Annotated in this window: 19 protein-coding genes and 1 other annotated feature; of the genes, 1 reads left to right on the top strand and 18 read right to left on the bottom strand. The window is 30.3% G+C overall.

All coding sequences use genetic code 11. The features are described 5' to 3' along the window. Nucleotides 1-420: 420 nt before the first annotated feature. From asnA to B2671_RS14230, 18 genes are all read right to left on the bottom strand, one after another. The gene (asnA, locus tag B2671_RS14145) at nt 421-1,437 is read right to left on the bottom strand and encodes an aspartate--ammonia ligase (RefSeq protein ID WP_346870994.1); all 1,017 of its coding nucleotides are present in this window, start codon (nt 1,435-1,437) and stop codon (nt 421-423) included. 123 nt (nt 1,438-1,560) lie between these two features. Beyond that, nucleotides 1,561-1,826, bottom strand: a binding site (T-box leader). 118 nt (nt 1,827-1,944) lie between these two features. Then, nucleotides 1,945-3,636 (bottom strand): peptide ABC transporter substrate-binding protein, encoded by a 1,692-nt coding sequence (locus B2671_RS14150; protein WP_346870980.1) that lies wholly within the window; start codon nt 3,634-3,636, stop codon nt 1,945-1,947. 34 nt (nt 3,637-3,670) lie between these two features. Continuing rightward, nucleotides 3,671-4,648 (bottom strand): dipeptide ABC transporter ATP-binding protein, encoded by a 978-nt coding sequence (locus B2671_RS14155; RefSeq protein ID WP_346870981.1) that lies wholly within the window; start codon nt 4,646-4,648, stop codon nt 3,671-3,673. Further along, nucleotides 4,641-5,657 (bottom strand): ABC transporter ATP-binding protein, encoded by a 1,017-nt coding sequence (locus B2671_RS14160; protein WP_346870982.1) that lies wholly within the window; start codon nt 5,655-5,657, stop codon nt 4,641-4,643. The genes B2671_RS14155 and B2671_RS14160 overlap by 8 nt, the downstream gene beginning before the upstream one ends. A gap of 11 nt (nt 5,658-5,668) precedes the next feature. Next, nucleotides 5,669-6,607, bottom strand: coding sequence for an ABC transporter permease (locus B2671_RS14165; protein ID WP_346848044.1), 939 nt, complete (start codon nt 6,605-6,607; stop codon nt 5,669-5,671). 11 nt (nt 6,608-6,618) lie between these two features. Continuing rightward, complete coding sequence (locus B2671_RS14170; RefSeq protein ID WP_346870983.1) at nt 6,619-7,548, bottom strand: ABC transporter permease; 930 nt, start codon at nt 7,546-7,548, stop codon at nt 6,619-6,621. Nucleotides 7,549-7,859: 311 nt separating this feature from the next. Then, complete coding sequence (locus B2671_RS14175; protein WP_346870984.1) at nt 7,860-9,104, bottom strand: metal-dependent hydrolase family protein; 1,245 nt, start codon at nt 9,102-9,104, stop codon at nt 7,860-7,862. 211 nt (nt 9,105-9,315) lie between these two features. Next, the gene (locus B2671_RS14180; RefSeq protein ID WP_346870985.1) at nt 9,316-10,182 is read right to left on the bottom strand and encodes an SDR family oxidoreductase; all 867 of its coding nucleotides are present in this window, start codon (nt 10,180-10,182) and stop codon (nt 9,316-9,318) included. 66 nt (nt 10,183-10,248) lie between these two features. Beyond that, a complete protein-coding gene (locus B2671_RS14185; protein ID WP_150843782.1) occupies nt 10,249-10,452 on the bottom strand; it encodes a cation transporter in 204 nt (67 codons plus the stop codon). A 163-nt stretch (nt 10,453-10,615) separates the two neighbouring features. Continuing rightward, the gene (locus tag B2671_RS14190) at nt 10,616-10,804 is read right to left on the bottom strand and encodes a DUF1858 domain-containing protein (RefSeq protein ID WP_346870986.1); all 189 of its coding nucleotides are present in this window, start codon (nt 10,802-10,804) and stop codon (nt 10,616-10,618) included. A 102-nt stretch (nt 10,805-10,906) separates the two neighbouring features. Continuing rightward, the gene (locus B2671_RS14195; RefSeq protein ID WP_346870987.1) at nt 10,907-11,500 is read right to left on the bottom strand and encodes an arginase; all 594 of its coding nucleotides are present in this window, start codon (nt 11,498-11,500) and stop codon (nt 10,907-10,909) included. After that, nucleotides 11,455-11,832 carry an arginase family protein gene (locus tag B2671_RS14200; RefSeq protein ID WP_346870988.1) on the bottom strand — a complete coding sequence of 126 codons (378 nt, stop codon included), beginning with the start codon at nt 11,830-11,832 and terminating at the stop codon, nt 11,455-11,457. Before B2671_RS14200 ends, B2671_RS14195 begins: the two co-directional genes overlap by 46 nt. 449 nt (nt 11,833-12,281) lie before the next feature. Then, nucleotides 12,282-12,566 carry a putative quinol monooxygenase gene (locus B2671_RS14205; protein WP_346870989.1) on the bottom strand — a complete coding sequence of 95 codons (285 nt, stop codon included), beginning with the start codon at nt 12,564-12,566 and terminating at the stop codon, nt 12,282-12,284. 238 nt (nt 12,567-12,804) lie between these two features. After that, nucleotides 12,805-13,740 (bottom strand): carbamate kinase, encoded by a 936-nt coding sequence (gene arcC / locus B2671_RS14210; protein ID WP_346870990.1) that lies wholly within the window; start codon nt 13,738-13,740, stop codon nt 12,805-12,807. 149 nt (nt 13,741-13,889) lie between these two features. Continuing rightward, nucleotides 13,890-14,885 carry an ornithine carbamoyltransferase gene (argF, locus tag B2671_RS14215; RefSeq protein ID WP_150843778.1) on the bottom strand — a complete coding sequence of 332 codons (996 nt, stop codon included), beginning with the start codon at nt 14,883-14,885 and terminating at the stop codon, nt 13,890-13,892. A 158-nt stretch (nt 14,886-15,043) separates the two neighbouring features. Continuing rightward, complete coding sequence (gene arcA, locus B2671_RS14220; protein WP_346870995.1) at nt 15,044-16,276, bottom strand: arginine deiminase; 1,233 nt, start codon at nt 16,274-16,276, stop codon at nt 15,044-15,046. Nucleotides 16,277-16,404: 128 nt separating this feature from the next. Continuing rightward, nucleotides 16,405-17,595 carry a MerR family transcriptional regulator gene (locus B2671_RS14225; protein ID WP_346870991.1) on the bottom strand — a complete coding sequence of 397 codons (1,191 nt, stop codon included), beginning with the start codon at nt 17,593-17,595 and terminating at the stop codon, nt 16,405-16,407. Nucleotides 17,596-17,858: 263 nt separating this feature from the next. Next, entirely contained in the window at nt 17,859-18,884 is a 1,026-nt protein-coding gene (locus B2671_RS14230; protein ID WP_346870992.1) for a low specificity L-threonine aldolase, read from the bottom strand. A 238-nt stretch (nt 18,885-19,122) separates the two neighbouring features. Between B2671_RS14230 and B2671_RS14235 the strand changes: the two genes are divergently transcribed. Then, a partial coding sequence (locus B2671_RS14235) for a metallophosphoesterase (protein WP_346870993.1) occupies nt 19,123-19,972 on the top strand: 850 nt, incomplete at its 3' end.

Genomic DNA, 19,972 nt, shown 5'->3' on the forward strand with positions numbered 1-19,972 from the left:
ACCTGTTACAAAAATATACTTACTATTCATGTTATCTTCTCCCATACAATTTATTTTTATATTTTATTAGTTTACTATTGACTTTTAATCTACACATTTGTATAATAATAATTACCCTATAAATAATATGGGGTAGTCTGTACTTTTTACATAGAATTTATATTACCACACTTCCATGTATATGGCTAGTGTTTTTTGTCACTTTATATATTTAACTTAATAATTTAAAATATAGATTATTGTTAGCATAAATCTAACTAATTTACATATTAATATGTGAGGCTATCTTAGAATAATAAAAATATTCTAAGATAGCCTCACTTTTAACTATTTTTTTAATAATCCGCACTTTAATAATTAAATTTATTACGATTCATTTCTTCATCATATAAAAATTAAATATACAAATCAACTTATGAATTAAAGTAAATTTATATTATTCTCCTTACAAATTTTCATATTTTTTTCATCCCATGTAGTAGCTTGAACTTCCCCAATATGAGCTTTGTTTAAAAAAAACATGCATATTCTTGATTGACCTATNNGACCTATTCCTCCTCCAATTGTATATGGAAGTTCTCCTGCTAATAGTCTCTTATGAAAATCTAGACGTCTTCTGTTATCATTACCTGACACTGTTAATTGATAATCAAGGGCTTTTTCATCTACTCTTATTCCCATTGATGAAAGTTCTACAGCCCTATCTAATAAAGGATACCAAAATAATATATCTCCATTTAAATTCCAATCGTCATAATCCGGACTCCTACCATCGTGCTTTTCTCCCGATTTTAACACTCCCCCTATTTTCATTATAAATACAGCGCCAAACTCCCTACATATTTCATCCTCTCTTTCCTTAGAAGTAAAATTTGGATAAATGTCTTCTAGCTCCTGGGTAGTTATAAAATGTATTTCTTTTGGTAAGGGATTTTCTACCTTCATTAAATTTTTATCAACAAATTCTTGAGTTTTCTTAAATACCTTATAGATTTTTCTTACAATACCTTTTAAATATTCTTCATTTCTATCTTCTTTTTTTATTACCTTTTCCCAATCCCATTGGTCTACATAAACTGAATGTAAATTGTCTAGCTCTTCATCTCTTCTTATAGCATTCATATCTGTATATAAGCCATCTCCAACTTGGAAGTTGTATCTATGTAGACTCATTCTTTTCCATTTTGCTAAGGAGTGTACTATTTCAACATTTTCTCCTGTTGCCAGCAAGTCAAATACTACTGGCCTTTCAACTCCGTTTAAATTATCATTTAATCCACTTTGAGAGTCCACAAACAATGGAGCTGAAACTCTAGTCAAGCTAAGACTTTCTGATAAAGTCCTTTCAAAAAAATCTTTTATCTTCTTTATGTGTACTTCTGTTTCTATTAATGTGGCATTGGATTTATATCCTTTCGGAATAACAATTCCCTCTATCTTCATAATAATTCCTCCTTAGATTTTAAGTTTAAAGTTAAAGAGTTGATAAAGTTTATGGGCCCATACTTTATCTTTTTTATTTATATATAATAAAAAAACTCTCATCCCTATATAAAAATATAAAAGGACGAGAGTACTACTCACGTGTTACCACCTTAATTCATTGCTACTTTACAATAACAATCTCTTCAAGTACGTCAATTAATGCAAATTGATTATACTCTAGCACTATATCGGGTGCAGATCCGGTACTGCCTACTGGTTGTTATCTTTCGGAGCACTGCTCAGAGATGTTATTCAAATTAACTTACTCTTCCACCTCTCAGCTTATGGGGAATTCTCTGTAAAGATACATTAATTTTACTTCTTCTCTTCAACGCTTTCTACATTTCATTTTTTAAATAATATCACAATTAATTTGTTTTGTAAAGTACTTTTAAAATGCTATCTCAAAATTTCTTTTGAGATAGCATTTTAATTTTTAAGTTCTTTTTATTTATTTAATTACTCTACATAAGCATCTCTAAATTCCATTTGTCCTAATGGTGACTTATAAGTTCCTTTAACATTTTTGTCTATACATAATACATTTGTATAATAGTATAGTGGTAGAATTGGTGATTCATCCATTAAAATATCTTCTGCTTTGTGTAATAATTCTGTTCTCTTAGCGTCATCTAATTCTACTTTAGCTTGAGCTATTAACTTATCATATTCTTTATTTGAATATCCTGCATTATTTTGTCCATTACCAGTTGTCCACATATCTAAGAATGTCATTGGATCATTATAATCTGCTATCCATCCATGTCTAGCCATAGAATATTGGAAATTATTTCTTGTATCTTGGAATACTGCCCACTCTTCATTCTTTAACTCTACATTAATTCCAAGATTTGTTTTCCACATATCTTGTACTGCTTGAGCTATATTTTGATGACCTTGATCTGTATTAAAAGTAAATGTTATTGTAGGTGCTCCTTCTCCATTTGGATATCCAGCTTCTGCTAACAATTTCTTAGCTTCTTCAATATTTGCACCCTTTGATGAATAATCCTTTTGAAACTCTTTTCCTATTGAATCAAGAATACCTGCTGGAACATAGCTAGTTGCTGGTGCTTGACCACCTTGAGCTACCTTATCAACTATTAGTTGCCTATCTATAGCTAGTGATAAAGCTTTTCTAAACTTAGGATTACTTAATGCTTCAGCTGCTTTAGGGTCTACATCCTTAGCTTTGTCTGATACATTTATTACATAGAAGTAAGTTCCTAAATAAGGATATATTTTTGCTGTTCCTTCATCTAATAATGTAGGAATTTCAGCCTGAGGTGGTGATTCTATTACATCTATTTCTCCACTCTTAAAGGCATTTAAATAAGTTATTTGATCATCTATTAATTTTACTTCTAATGTCTCAAGTTTCACATTTTTAGCATCCCAATAATTTTCATTTTTTACAAATGTAATACTTTCCTTTTCTTTCCATTCAGACATCTTAAATGGTCCATTAGATATATATGTGTCTGGCTTTAATGTCCACTTTTCTTCATTTCCTTCTATAATATCTTTTCTAACTGGGAAATAAGTTGGGAAAGCTGCCAAGGATAGGAAATATGGAACTGGAGCTTCAAGAGTTACTTCTAAGGTGTTATCATCTATAGCTTTTACGCCTACATCCTCTGCTGTAGCAACCTTATCTTCTACTTTTTCCTGATTATAGTATGCAGCCCCATTTTTTATATAGAAAAGTTGATATGCATATTCTGCTGCCACTTCAGGATTTAATGCTCTCTTCCATGCATATTCAAAGTCCCCAGCTACTACCGGTTTTCCATCTGACCATTTAGCATCCTTTCTTATATGGAAAGTATATACAGTTCCATCATCAGATACTTCATACTTTTCAGCAGTTCCTGATACTATTTGAGAATTTTCATCCTCTCTCATTAACCCTTCGAAAGCATTGTGAATTATTGTTGAACCATCTACTGCTGAATTTAGTTGTGGATCGATAGTTTTAGGATCTGCACCTAAATTATATACTATTTTTTGTTCTACTGTTTCTTCTACCACAGGTGTATTGCCATCACCAGGTTTTTCTCCTTCATTTTCTTTAGTCTTAGTACATCCTAAAAGTAATGTACCTGTCATTATTGCAGTCATTATCAGTGCCATTATTCTAGTTTTCTTCATTCATTGACCTCCTTATTAAATTAATTAATTTATTTTAAAATAAATGACAAGCTACGCAATGGCTAGGAGATACTTCCTTTAAAATCGGCTCCTCTTCACCACAGATTTGTTTTGCATATTTACATCTAGATTTAAATCTACATCCTGGTGGAGGATCAATTGGAGATGGAATATCTCCCTCTAAAATTATTCTTTGTCTTCTTTTAGCTTCATCCGGATCAGGAATTGGAATTGCAGATAGTAATGCATTGGTATAGGGATGGATTGGTTTACTATATACCTCATTACTCTCTGCTATTTCAACTAGTTTTCCTAAGTACATTATTCCAACTCTATTGGATATATGCTTAACCATGGATAAATCATGAGCTATAAACAAGTAAGTTAGACCAAAGTCATTTTGCAAATCCTCAATCATATTAATTATCTGAGCTTGTATCGATACATCGAGAGCAGAAATAGGTTCATCACAAACAATAAACTCTGGATTAACTGCAAGAGCTCTTGCTATCCCGATTCTTTGTCTTTGACCTCCTGAAAACTCATGTGGATAACGATTTAAATGATTTTGATCAAGACCTACCTTATCTAAAAAATACTTTACTTTTTCTTCTCTTTCTTTTCCTTTACATATTTTATAAATATCTAATGGTTCACCGATAATATCTCCAACGGTTAACCGTGGATTAAGTGATGCATAAGGGTCTTGAAATATCATCTGCATCTTTTTTCTATAAGATAGCATCTGCTTATTAGTAAGCTTACCAATCTCTTCATTGTCATAAAATATCTCTCCTGCAGTAGGATTATATAATTTTAATAGAGTTCTACCTAAAGTTGTTTTACCACATCCTGATTCTCCTACTAGGCCTAACGTCTCTCCTTTTTTTATTTGAAGAGATACCCCATCAACAGCCTTTAATATTCCTTTATTCTTACTAAAAATTGATTTCTTAGTATTGAAATATTTACATAGATTTTTTATTTCTATTAGTTTCTCCATGCTACTCATCGTCCTTCCTCCTCTTCAATGGAGTTTCAACCTTTGGTGCCCTATTATCATTTAACCAACAAGCAGATTTATGTCCTGGAGTTATTTCATAATATTCAGGTCTATGCTCTTTACATACTTCCATAGAATATTTACATCTAACATAAAATGGACATCCCTTTGGAGGTTTAAATAAATCTGGTGGTTGACCATCTATAGGTCTTAATCTTTCTCTTACCAAGGTATTAGGATTAGGAACACTTTCCATAAGACCCCAAGTATATGGATGTTTAGAATTATAGAATATATCCTTTACAGTTCCTTGCTCTATAATAAGACCTCCATACATTACATTCACATTATCACAAATATCTGCAACAACTCCCAAATCATGTGTAATAAGAATTATAGATGTATTTAGTTTTTCCTTTATATCCTTCATTATCTCTAAGATTTGTGCTTGTATCGTAACATCTAGTGCAGTAGTTGGTTCATCAGCTATCAATAGCTTTGGATTACAAGTTAATGCCATAGCTATCATAACTCTTTGTCTCATACCCCCAGAAAACTCATGTGGATATTGCTTCATTCTGCTTTCAGGACTAGGTATACCAACTAAGTGTAATAATTCTACAGCTTTTTTATGTGCTTCTTCTTTAGTCATCTTCTTATGGATTCTAAGCGGTTCCATAATTTGATTTCCTATAGTCATAAGCGGATTCAAAGAAGTCATAGGATCTTGAAAAATCATGGATATATCATTTCCTCTTATGGTAGACATATCTTCCTCACTGATAGATACTATATCCTTATCTTCAAATCTTACTTTCCCCTCTTTTACTTTACCATTGTCATCTAAAAGCCTCATAATAGACATCATTGTGACACTTTTTCCACTACCAGATTCTCCAACTATACCCATAACTTCACCATGTTCTAGATTAAATGAAACTCCCCCTACAGCTTGCACTTCTCCAAATTGAGTATAGAAAGATGTTTTTAAATTATTTACTTCTAACAAATTACTCATCCTTCCACCCCCTACTTTTTAATCTTTGGATCTAGAGCATCTCTAAGCCCATCACCAAGCATATTAAATGAAAAAATTGTTATACATATAGCCAACGTCGGAAATAAAAGTTGATATGGATATAATCTTAAAGTAGATAAAGCATCACTAGCTAAAGTTCCCCATGATGCAAGTGGTGGTACTAATCCTAATCCAATAAAACTTAAAAAAGCTTCTGAAAATATTGCAGTAGGTATTTGCAGTGTAAGAGTTACTATAATTGGACCTAAACAATTTGGAATTAGATGTTTAAATAGTATTCTCTTACCTTGAGCTCCTAAAGTTTTAGCAGCTAAAATAAATTCTTGTTGTTTAAGCTGAAGTATTTCTGCCCTAACAATTCTAGCCATACCTATCCAATAAGAAATAGCCAATGCTACAATAATATTGAATAAACCACCTTTTTCAAGAATGACCATTAATAGTATTACATATATTGTCATAGGTATAGAAGATATTATATCTACAATTCTCATCATAATATTATCTACCCATCCACCTATAAGTCCAGCAATTCCACCATATACTATGCCTATAACCAAATTAAGTATAGATGCCACAAAACCAATTATCAAAGAATATCTAGCACCATACATAACCCTTACAAACAAATCTCGTCCTAGTGAATCTGTTCCAAACCAATGCTCTGCAGACGGTCCCTGGTTAGTAAGCATTAAGTTATTTGTCGTATAATCATGTTTAGAAAACCAAGGAATAAATATAGCTCCTAGAGTTATAAGAATAACAAAGATAAGCCCTACTATTGCTAACTTATTTTTTTTAAGTTTTCTCCACGAATCTTTCCAATAAGATACACTTGGCCTATTTATTGTATCCTTCTGTTTACTACCTTCATCTACAAAGACAAAATCCTTTTCTAAAATTTCATTAATTTCTTCATTAAATTCCATAACATCACCTCCTACGCTTCAACATTTTCTAATTTAATTCTTGGATCTATAATTACATACATAATATCCACAATTAAATTACATAGTATAAGAAGTGTGCTATAGAATATAGTTACTCCAAGTATAGTTGTATAATCTCTATTTGTTATTGTAGTTACAAACTCTCTTCCAAGTCCAGGTATAGCAAATATCTTTTCCACTACAAAGCTACCAGTTAATATCCCTGCAATCAATGGCCCTACGTAGGTTACAATAGGGATTAATGTATTTCGAAGAGCATGTTTAAACATGATTCTTCTACCATTAACTCCTTTTGCCTTTGCAGTTCTAATATAATCTGATTTTAAAACTTCTAAAAGTTTAGATCTTGTAAGTCTAGATATAAATGCTATAGAATATCCCGCTAGAGCTATCGATGGTAAAATATAGCTCTTCAAGCTATCTAGACCCGTTATAGGAACTAAGCTTAGTTTAACTCCAAATACATACATCAATAGTGTAGCTATAACAAAACTTGGCAATGTAACTCCCAGAGTAGCAAGTACCATACATACTGAATCTGGCCACTTATTATATTTAAGAGCAGCAATTATCCCTAAAAGTATTCCGAAAATTAAGGAAATTGCTACAGCTACTCCACCAAGTTTAGCAGATGCCGGGAAAGAATAACCTATTATTTCTTGTACTTCTCTTCCTTTGTATCTCATACTTGGACCTAGATCCCCCTTAAGTAAGTCCTTTAAATACATAGAATATTGATCACCTAAAGATTTATCTAATCCATATTTTGCTTCTAAACTAGCCTTTATTTCTGGCGGTAGTGGCTTTTCACCATCAAAAGGTCCACCAGGCATTAATCTCATTAAAAAAAATGTCGCAGTGATAACTATAAATATAGTTACTACACTTATACCTAGTCTTTTTAGAATGTATTTAATCAAATTCTCACCCCCCATTTTTTATATGATATATATATATTGATTTATTCTCTCAATATTCCATTAATTTTTGTTTAATCCATTACTTTCTAATGATAAATTAATAACAATCTTCATATATATCTATATTTGACTATTTCTTAATGGATTAATGTGCTTTGTTGATCAATAAAACTAAGTAATTATATTTTTCAAAAAAGAAAAGTGCCTTAAAATTTTGCACTCTTTAAGATATTTATTCACATTTCATTAAGGAAGTGATACATAAACATCAATTTAAGACCTAGTGTATTTTAAGACAACTCTTTAAACTATTAATTTATATTTTTCTTTACAAAGATACCTTCCTTCATAATTATCTGCATGTTACCACTTCTTATATCATGAATATCCTTTAATGGATTTCCATTCAATACAATAATATCAGCAAACTTACCTGACTCCAAAGTACCTGTTATATCATCAATTTTTAACATTTCTGTTCCATTTTTTGTAGCTGCTAAAATTACCTCCATATTGGTAAGTCCAGCTTTACAAAGAGTATACATTTCAGTTATTGCATATTCTCCATAAGGAGTTAAACTACTACAGAAGGAATCTGAACCTACTGCTATTCTTATTCCCTTTTTATTTGCATTTCTTAGATTACTTATTATACGATTTAGCTCCTTTTCAGCTACTGTCTCTCCCTCATAATCATCTAAAATTTTTCTATAGGGAGGCTCGTACACTGTAAACCACTGATAGAAGAATTGAATGGTTGGACAAAAGCTTATATTCTTTTCCTTCATTATTTCTAAACATTCTTCATTTAATTCCTGACCATGGATTATAGCAGAAACTCCAGCTTTACATGAATTTAAAGCTCCTTCATAACCTTCAGCATGAGACCAAACTGGTAATCCAACCATATTGCATTCATCTACCACAGCTTGTATTTCCTCCATACAATAGTGAGATGCTGCTTTAGCATCATGTCTCCATATACCTCCTCCAGTAGACCATATTTTTATAGCATCAGGATTTTCACGTATTCGTTTTCTGATAGACTTACGCAGTTCCCATGGTCCATCAACGCTTTCTGCCCATGGATGTGAATCTTCATTATAGACCAATGGTAAATTATGCGAATCTCCATGTCCTGAAGTTCTGCAAAATCCTAACCCTGTTGCAACTATACGTGGTCCTGGTATTATTCCTTCCTCAATCATATTTCTAAGATGAATTCCAGAACGAGAAATTTCACCTACGGATGTTAGTCCATGTTCCAAAGCTTCTCTAGCTTGAGCAACAGCTACAATTGTCTTTTGTATCACAGGCTCTAATATCCATTCTGTATCACTATCTGTTCTATTTCCGCTAAAATGTAGATGAGAATCTATAAGTCCTGGCATAATAGTTTTTCCTGATATATCTATTATTTCATAATTCTCTTCTATCTCTTTCATCACTCCAGCATAAGTGATTTTCTTATTTTCAACAAGAACTAAGGAATTTTTGATAGGTTCAGTTCCCAATCCATTTATTAATAGTCCTCCTATAAATGCTATACTTTTCATATTTTACCCCCTAAATTATGCATATTACTATGTTTTGATTTGATATAGTCCAATAGTTTGCCTCAACTCATTATTATACCATATATGTAAAATTAAACAGGCTTAATTTTATGCTTTTTATGATTTATTTCATGATAATAAAATGAGTAGACAATAGTTACATTATCTACTCATAGTCTAACTAAGTAACTTAATTTAATTATATAAATTATTAACTAGTTATAAATTGACCACCATTTATATGAATAGTTTCTCCAGTTATAAATGAAGCCCCATCTCCAGCTAAGAATACATAGCTCTCTGCAATTTCAACAGGCTGACCTGCTCTTTTAAACAAGGTATTACTGCCGAAAGTAGATACCTTATCACTATAAAATGATGATGGTATAAGCGGCGTCCATACTGGGCCTGGTGCCACTGCATTTACTCTTATTCCTCTTGTAGCCAATGACTTTGATAAACTTCTAGTTAGGGCTGTTAAAGCTCCTTTGGTACAAGAATAATCTATTAAAGTTTCATTTCCTTCATAGGCTGTTACAGAAGTTGTATATATTATTGAATCCCCCTTCTTCATATGAAAGAGTACTTCTTTTGTTAAATAGAAAGCTCCAAAGAAGTTTGTATCAAAGGTTTTATGTAATTGCTTACTAGTTATCTCATTAATTTGTTGACACTCATGTTGTTCTGCTGAATTTGATACAAAAATATTTATAATTCCATACTTTTGCACTACTTTTTTTATAGCTTCCTTGCAGAAGTCTTCATTACCAATATCTCCAGAGATGAGTAAACACTCTCCTCCTCTTTCTTCAATAAGACTTTTTGTTTCCTTAGCATCTTCATGTTCGTTTAAATAGATTATACATACCTTTGCTCCTTCTTTTGCATATAGTATAGAAACAGCTCTCCCTATACCACTATCTCCCCCTGTAATTAAAGCTATTTTGCCCTTTAATCTGTCTGAAGTTTTATGATAATCATCTATTTCATAGATAGGTTTTGGTTCCATTTCACTTTCAATGCCTGGCTGTATATTTTGATGTTGAGGCTTAAACCCAATTGGAAAATTGTAGTCCATTTTAACACTCCTTATCTATATATAGAAATTAATGTTTTAACTCCATTACCCTTACTCTATCTGTTATTACTTTACTATATACCCTGTATGACAAATACAATCCTTAATTTCTTCTGGAGTTGCTGGACTGTTATAATTTACTTCCACTGTACCCCTTGCTATATCAACACAAACCTGTTGTACACCATTAATTTTATCTAAAGAATTATTTAACTTAGTTCTACTTTCTGAATTTACTAGTCCGGAAACATTATAATGTACTGATTTCATTTTAATTTACCTCCAATTATTAGTTTTCTAATATATTATCTTTTAAAAGAGCAATTTTTATGCATATAAATACTAATTCTAAACTATCCACATTTTATTTTTATAAATTAATCTATAAAAAAGACACTACCCATGTAGCGTCTTTAAATCTTATATTTTATTCCTAAATAGCTTGGAGTTTACTTAATAAGTCATCTATTTTTAATCCGTGAACCATACATGCTTCTTCAAGAGTTTCCGCTTGTGCTGAAGGACATCCAACACAACCCATCCCAAAACCCATTAAAACCTCTGCTGCTTTCTCGTTTTGTCTTATTACTTCCCCAATAGTCATTTCCTTTGTTACTTGCATAACTATTACCTCCATTTTAATTTTGATTAACTTAGATATAAATATATATCATTAAACATAGTATACTACATTTCTACAGATTTAATTATTTAATTTTTATATTTATATTAATTCACCTATTTTTTTTATTAATGTCATACAATTTTTTAACGTAGTGTCAGTATCATCTAAATATGGATTAAATTCTACAAAATCCATAGATTTAACTAATCTAGTATTAAATATACTAGTTAATAACTTCTCTGCATCATTTATATTAAATCCATTTGGAACCGGAGTTCCTGTACCCTTTATTAATTCTGGATCTACAGAATCTATATCAAAGCTAATATGAATATTTTTTATTTCTCGTGCTTTTAAACCTTCCAAAAGATCCTTACACACTTTATCTACACCTATTTCTCTTACTTTATCCATAGTCCAAACAGTTAAATTTTTATCTTTAATTAATTGAAGTTCACCTTCATCTAAATCTCTTGCTCCAATTATAAATACATTTTCCTTTTTAACTTTTATACCATTAAAATATAAATTTATTAAAGATTCATCTCCAAAACCCATGGATGCAGCTAATGGCATACCATGAACATTTCCTGTAGGACTTGTCTCAAAGGTATTTATATCTCCATGAGCATCAATCCATATTACAGCTATATCTCCATGGAAATATTTACTTGATCCTGCAACACTTCCCATANNCTTGAGCCAGCAACACTTCCCATAGCTAAAGCATGATCTCCACCTAAAGTTATAGGAAAACCTCCACCGCATAGGGAACTATAAACTGAATTAGCTAAATTCTCAGTTACTTCTATAATTTCATTAATGTATTTTGCATTTACTCCGGCCGCAAAAGGTTGCTTATCCTTTGTATTATTAACATAAATATTTCCTAAATCATATACCTTATTTTTATGATTTTCTAGTAATTCTTTAATTCCACTTTCTCTTAATTCATCTGGTCCATTTTCTACCCCTGCTCTATCACAACCATAATAAAGAGGTACTCCAATTAAGTTAATATCCATATAAATCCCCTCCGTTAAAATGCCACTTATGTTATATTAGCATTTAGTCAAATTTTACTTTCAAATCCCTATTTTTATTATGTATCTATCTAATATAACCTAGAAATTTATCAGCAATTATTACTTTATTCCAAAACTAATAAAATTACAATAGAAAACTAATATTTATTTTATCGAATATATATATTTTTATATAATAACTGTTATAATATTCACTGTTCTAATGGATAATTATGTGGTTAACTTTAAGGTTTTATAATATATGTAATAAAATTCATTTCATTTTAAAGAATATCTTGTAAAATTTTCAATATATTAAACTTATCATATATTCCATTGCCTGTTATTAAAATATGTATTTTTATACATACATCAAGTTATAATTAAGGAATACTTTCTCAAATGTAATAAAGCCTATTTCAATATTGTACTTGAAATAGGCTTTCTATCTATATTTTTTTATAAAGAGTTATCTCTGTTTCTCCCTCTTGAAATTTAGCAAGTTCTGGTACAAGATTAGTAAAATGTATTGTATTGTTATGTAACCTTATTGCTTCTTCACTCTCCCAAACCTCAATAAATGCAACTTTATTACTATTTCTTAAATCTTCATAAAGATCATACTCTATACATCCAGTTTCTTTCCTACTTTCTTCTATAAGTTTATTCGCTAAATTTTTAAATTCTTCTTTTTTATCTTCTTTTATAGTCTTTTTTGCTACAATAGTAATCATATTCATATACCTCCAATACAAATTTTTTAGTTAATGTTCACCATAATATCTCCCCATACCTGCTTCAAGGTTCATAGATTTTAACCCTAACAGAATAGAGAAATATAAAAATAGTTAAACAGCCTATAAAAGAATTATATCACCTTAACTAAAATTTACATATAAAAATGAGGACTTAAAACAGCTTTCACAAATGCTTTAAATCCTCATACTCTAGTTTTACCCAGATAAAATTCGATTATTTTTCTATTATAGTTCCTGTAATACCATGTAAAGCTTCTTTAGCTTTTTCTAGTGAAGTTATTAAAGCTTTACCATTATTACTGAATTTAACATAGTCCATACATGCTTCTACCTTAGGTAACATTGAACCCTTAGCAAAATGGCCTTCTTGTATATATTTACCAGCTTCTTCTAGATTAATTTCTGATAGTTCTTCTTGATTTGGTTTATTAAAGTTTATACAAACTCTATCAACAGCTGTTAAAATAACTAGCATTTTTGCATCTAGATCTTTTGCAAGTTTTGCACTTGATTTATCTTTATCTATAACTGCTGCAACACCTCTAAGAGATCCATCAGATTCCTCTACTACAGGAATACCACCACCGCCAACAGTAATAACTATAGTACCTTGTTCAACTAATTGTTTAACTGTTTCAAGCTCTACAATTTTTTGCGGCTGTGGAGATGCAACTACTCTTCTATATCCTCTACCTGCATCTTCTACAAATGTAAATCCTTTTTCTGCAGCTATCTTTTCAGCTTCTTCCTTACTATAGAACATTCCTACTGGCTTACTTAAGTTTTTAAAAGCTTCATCATTTTCATCAACTACAACTTGAGTAACTACTGTAGCAACATTTTTTCTAATTCCTCTAGATATAAGCTCTGTTCTAATGGATTGTTGTAAGTGATATCCAATGTATCCTTGACTCATGGCACCACATTCTGCAAAAGGCATTAATGGAGTATTTGCTCCATTATTTGCTGCAAATTCCATAGCTAAATTTATCATTCCAACCTGTGGACCATTACCGTGTCCAACAATTACATTACAGCCTTCTTCTACTAAATCAACGATGGTTTTTGCTGTATGCTTAACTAAATCTAATTGTTCTTCAGCTGTTTTTCCTAAGGCGTTTCCCCCTAAAGCTATTACCAGTTCCTTCATTTAATTCACCCCATATATAATTTAAATATAAAATATGTTGAGACTATTATATTTTTATCTATTCCTTAAATATAATATTTTATTGTTTAGCTAATTAAATAATAGGGTAAACCCCTTCCTTTCTTAATTGTAAGAAAGGGGTTTAATTATTATAGCCCTATAGTTGCAGCCATAACTGCTTTAATTGTATGCATTCTATTTTCAGCTTCATCAAATACTACAGATTGTTTTGACTCAAATACCTCATCAGTAACTTCCATTTCTGTCATTCCAAATTTTTCTCCCATTTCTTTTCCTACTACAGTTTTTAAATCATGGAATGCTGGTAGACAGTGCATGAATATAGCTTCTGGTTTAGCATTTTCCATAGCAGCCCTATTTACCTGATATGGTCTTAGCTCTTTTATTCTTGCTTCCCAAACTTCATCTGGTTCTCCCATAGATACCCAAACATCTGTATAGATAACATCTGCATTCTTTGTTCCAACCATAACATCTTCAGTTAATGTTACAGTACATCCATTTTCCTTTGCAATTTCCTTGCAAGTTTCAACTAGCTCCTCAGCTGGGAATAATTCTTTTGGTGCACAAGCTGTAAAATTTAAACCCATTTTTGCACAAGCAACCATTAAAGAATTACCCATATTATTTCTGGCATCACCCATATATACAAAGTTAATTCCTTTTAATCTTCCAAACTTCTCTTCTATAGTCAATAAGTCTGCAAGCATTTGAGTTGGATGGAATTCAGTTGTTAATCCATTCCAAACTGGAACTCCTGCATAAGCTGCTAACTCTTCAACTATTTCTTGGTCAAAACCTCTATATTCTATACCATCATACATTCTACCTAATACTCTAGCTGTATCTGCAATAGATTCCTTTTTACCCATTTGAGAACCTGTAGGTCCTAAATAAGTAACACCCATACCTAAATCCATAGCTCCTACTTCAAAAGAACATCTTGTTCTAGTTGAATCCTTAGCAAATAATATTGCAACATTCTTTCCCTCTAAATTTTTATGAGATACTCCAGCTCTCTTTAAATTTTTGAAGTCCTTAGATAAGTCTAATAAATATCTAATTTCCTCTGGTGTAAAATCTAATAATTTTAAAAATGAACGTCCTCTTAAATTAATTGCCATTGTTATACTCCCCCTAATATGTTGTTTTTACATAATTTTATTTTATTCTTCTTCGGTATTTAATTATTGAATACTTAAAGAAGATTTTTTATTTTACAAATATATTATATTTTTAGTTAATTTAAAATACAAAATAAATATTGGTTATATTTGTATCATTAAACCTCACGAATCAAAGGCATAGACATACATCTAGGACCTCCACGTCCCCTTGATAATTCGGATGATGGTATAACATGAGTTTTTATCCCATACTCTTCCAATATCTTGTTAGTCACATAATTCCTTGAATATACAATAACTTCGCCTGGTCTTATACATAAAGTATTAGAGCCATCATTCCATTGCTCTCTTTGTGAAATTACATAATCTCCTCCACCACATCGAATTAGCTTTACATCGCATTCTAAATATTTCGACAATACCTCTTGTAATGTCATACTTTCCTTAGTAATTTTCACTTTTCCATTTTCCCCTTTAGTTAATTCAAATATTTCAAGAGGTCCTTCTATTTGTGGGTGAATAGTGAATTTATCATAATCAACTTGAGTAAATACTGTATCTAGGTGCATATATGCTCTAGTCTTTGGTATCTTAAATGCTAATACAGTTTCAATTTTGCTATCTGGTGTTTCAAAAAATATTCTCTCTGATATTTTTTCAATTGCCTGTGGAGCTGTCCTTTGAGATATTCCAATTGCAAGAACCTTTTCAGATATATTAAGAATATCTCCCCCCTCTATATTATAATCAAAATCTCTGTCATAAAGCCTATTAGTTCCCTTAAAATCAGGATGATATCTAAATATAAAGTATGCATATATAGTTTCCCTATTTCTTGTTTCAGAATACATCCTATTTAAGCTTATTGAATTTCCAATGGATGCAAATGGATCTCTTGTAAAATAAAGATTTGGCATTGGATCAGTAATAAATGGATATGCCTCATTTAAAAAATCCTCTAAATGCCTTGCTTTTGCTTTCTTCAATTCTAACTTACTAATTCCAGCCATAGTCTTTCTAATTAACTCTTCATTGCAATTAAAACTAATTAAATAGTTATATAATTCTTCTTTAACTTGATCACTCTCTACTTTAGCTTCTTTTATAAACATTTTAATAAATTCATCTTTAACATCTGGATCTTCCATTACTTTTGCTGCCAATTCATGTAAATATACAACTTCTACTCCATTGTCTTTTAAAACCTGTGCAAAGGCATCATGTTCTTCCTGTGCTACTTTTAAATAAGGAATATCATCAAATAATAATCTCTCCAGATATTCCGGTGTTAAATTCTCAATTTCTGCACCAGGCCTATGCAACAAGACTTTTTTTAATGGTTTAATTTCGCTTGTAACATTTATTCCCATAACTCTTTCCTTTCTTATACAATATTTTGTTAATTAAAATTACTTTATTTAAATTAACAATTTTTTATTTATAATATCAATATCCCATAACCTAAGTAATAAATTAAATTATGTAATATTGTTTTACGCAAGTAAAAGTTTACACTTTATATATTTTTAGCCTTAAATAAACCTAAACTATTGGTTATATAAATTTCTCCATTTTTATCAATTATTTTTTTTATATAACCTTCAAATTCTTTTTTCTTAGAATCTATAATGTCTAATATATTTCCAGGTATAGAATAAATATATTCTAATATATTATTGGTGTCATTAACTATAAGCTTATCATCATACAAAACTTTCTCTACTGTATTAAAATACTTATTAAGTATATTTTCTCCATTCTCCAATCCAAATTTATAAGATAACTTATCTTCATATATACGTATATTGCTACTAAAGCTTAACATTAATTCTTGTAACTCCTTTAAATGATTACTTCCAATAGTAGAACAGTATACTACTCCATTGGGTTTAATAACTCTTTTTATTTCAGCCAGAGCTAAATCTATATCTTTCATAAAAAATAATATATGATTAGCAATTACTACATCAAAACTATTATCATCAAAGGGTAATGAGTTTAAATCAGTTATTATAAAATTAAACCTTTTTGAATTATCTCGTAAATTTGACTTTGCTTCATTTATCATATCTTCACATATCTCTGTTAGAGTAACCTCTATACTCTCATGTAGATTGTCCATATTTTTAGCCCATAGAACTCCATTACCACAACCTATTTCTAAAACCTTATCTTTCTTTTTAATTTTCATATTATCAAATACCCATGGATACCAACCATACCTATTTGTTGAGAATCTATCCATTAACTTCACACCTTCATTTAAATTAGATGCATCTCTACTACGTTGCAGTAATTCCTTTTCACTCTCTAAAGATTTTATTACGTCAATAGCCTCTTCCCATTTCATATTAGAGTTCTCATTCATACTAAATTCAGCAGTTTCTATAGCATTTAATACTACTTTCATATTATTCATCTTATTTTTAATAATACTTTTCTGAAGTTTCAGAGAATTCATCATATCTTCTTTCTTATAATCACAGTTTTCTGTGCTTATAATTTCATCCAGGGATAATCCCAAATACTTTAAAGCTAAGATTTTTTTTAATTTTATAAAATCTTCATCAGAGTAAAATCTATATCCTAGGTTATTAGTATATGATGGCTTAAGAATTCCTTTGCTATCATAATATCTAATAGTTCTAATGGTAACTCCTGCTTTCTTTGCAAATTCCCCAGTGGTGTAAAATTCATCACTATTCATATTTATCCCTCCAAAGCAATCGTATACCTTACCCTATATTAATATAATAGAAGGTTACGTAAGGTAACTGTCAATACCTTTTTATGAATTTTATTACATTTATACAACATCTTTAGTGTTGTATGTAATAATTGTATCATAACTTTGCATAATATTCTTACTTTTTTAGTTAACTTCAAATTTTCTGTCTTTTTACTTGTATTGTTATATAAGTAAAAAGACAGAATTGACTAGTTAAATCTAGCTTTCTATCTTTTTATACATTAATTATATAATTTCATGTCGGCTATAAACTCTAATACTTTTTCCTTATCCGTTGCCCAGGATGTAACAAGACGAATAGCCGATTTCTCTTTATCGATTTTTTCCCAAATCATAAATAAGTATTTTTTTTCAAGACTATTAATTAATTTATTAGGGAGTATAGGAAAGACTTGATTACTAGATGAATTTATCATAAAGCTGTAACCAGCATCTTCAATTCCCTTTTTAAGAATTTGTGCCATATTATTAGCGTGAATTGCTAAATCAAAATATAGATTATCCTTAAATAATTCTTCAAATTGAATTCCTAGTACTCTTCCCTTTGCAAGTAGAGCTCCCTTTTGTTTAATATGGTATCTGAAATCCTTTTTTAAAGTATCTCTACATATTACAAGAGCTTCTCCTATTAAAGCTCCTCCTTTGGTTCCACCTATATAAAAGGCATCTACTAATTGAGCTAATTCATAGATTTTCATATTATTTTCACTAGAACATAGTGCAGAGCCTAATCGTGCACCATCAACATAGAGATATAAATCATATTTTTTACACACTTTACTTAACTCTTCGACCTCTTCCCTTTTATATATTGTTCCTATTTCTGTAGAGTTAGAAATATATACAAGTTTTGGCTTTACCATATGTTCATCAGTATGCTCTTCAATTACAGCTTCTATATTTTTTCTGGTTAATTTTCCATCTTCCACATCTATGGAAATAACCTTATGCCCTGTAGACTCAATGGCTCCAGTTTCATGAACTAGCACGTGACCAGTATTTGCTGCAATTACCGCTTCATGAGGTCTTAAGAAGGCTGATAAAGCAGTAAGATTAGTTTGGGTTCCTCCAACTAAAAGATGAACATCTACATCTTCTCTTCTTATTTTTTCCTTAATTAACTTAATAGCTCTTACTGTAAATATATCTTCTCCATAACCTTCACTCTGCTCCATATTACACTTGATTAATGCCTCTAATATTCTTGGATGTGCTCCTTCACTATAGTCATTTTTAAAGCTATACATAATAATACTACCTCCATTTTTTCATATTCTATCACTTTGCCATGGAAATATCAATAAAGGCTAAATAGACTTATGAAAGGGGTTCTTATTATGATTTTGCACTTATTACATATATGTTAAATATTGTGCATTTGTCTTTAGTAAAGAAATATATTTGTGTATACTATAGATAAATTAATTTTAAAATTGCTATTTAATATAATAAAATATGCTAATAATTAATATAAGGATGTGTAATATGAATATAAAAAAATTAATAATTGTAATGATTTTACTAATACTTATTATAATTTTCTGTTATTGGCAAAATAATAATATAGTTGTAACTAATATAGATTACGTAAACTCAAAAATTCCTAGTGGTTTTAATGGATATAAAATTCTTCAAATTTCGGATTTGCATAATAAAGAGTTTGGAGCTAATCAAAAAACTCTAATATCCTTAACTAAAGAAATTAATCCAGATATAATTGTAGTTACTGGTGATTTAATTGATAGCCGAAGAACAAATAAAGATAATATGAATATAGCTAAATCCTACATAAAATCAGCTGTAGATATCGCTCCTGTATACTACGTATCTGGAAATCATGAATCAAGATCAGATTTATATAATGAATTAAAAATCATCTTCGAAGAGTATGGGGTCATAAATGTGGATAATACTCATAAAAATATACAGTTAAATGGTGGTACTATTTCTCTTTTAGGACTAGCAGACATATGTTTTAATCCCGTAGATAATTACGAGTACCCCAACCCTACTTTTAGTTTTGAAAAAATATTAGGTAATTTAAAAACTGAAAGTAAAAATAATTTTACCATTCTACTTTCTCATAGACCCGAACTAATTACACTTTACTCCAAAGAACATATAGATTTAGTCTTTTCCGGTCATGCCCATGGTGGACAAATTCGCCTTCCATTTTTAGGTGGAATTATAGCCCCAGATCAAGGTTTTTTTCCTAAATACACCAATGGAATCCACAGGTTAAACTCTACATCTTTAGTAATTAGTAGAGGGCTTGGTAACAGCCTAGCTCCTCAAAGAATATTTAATCGACCTGAATTAGTAGTTGTAACTTTAT

This window comes from Clostridium sp. UBA5119, assembly GCF_002414285.1.
In the GTDB taxonomy this organism is placed as follows: domain Bacteria; phylum Bacillota; class Clostridia; order Clostridiales; family Clostridiaceae; genus Clostridium_J; species Clostridium_J sulfidigenes.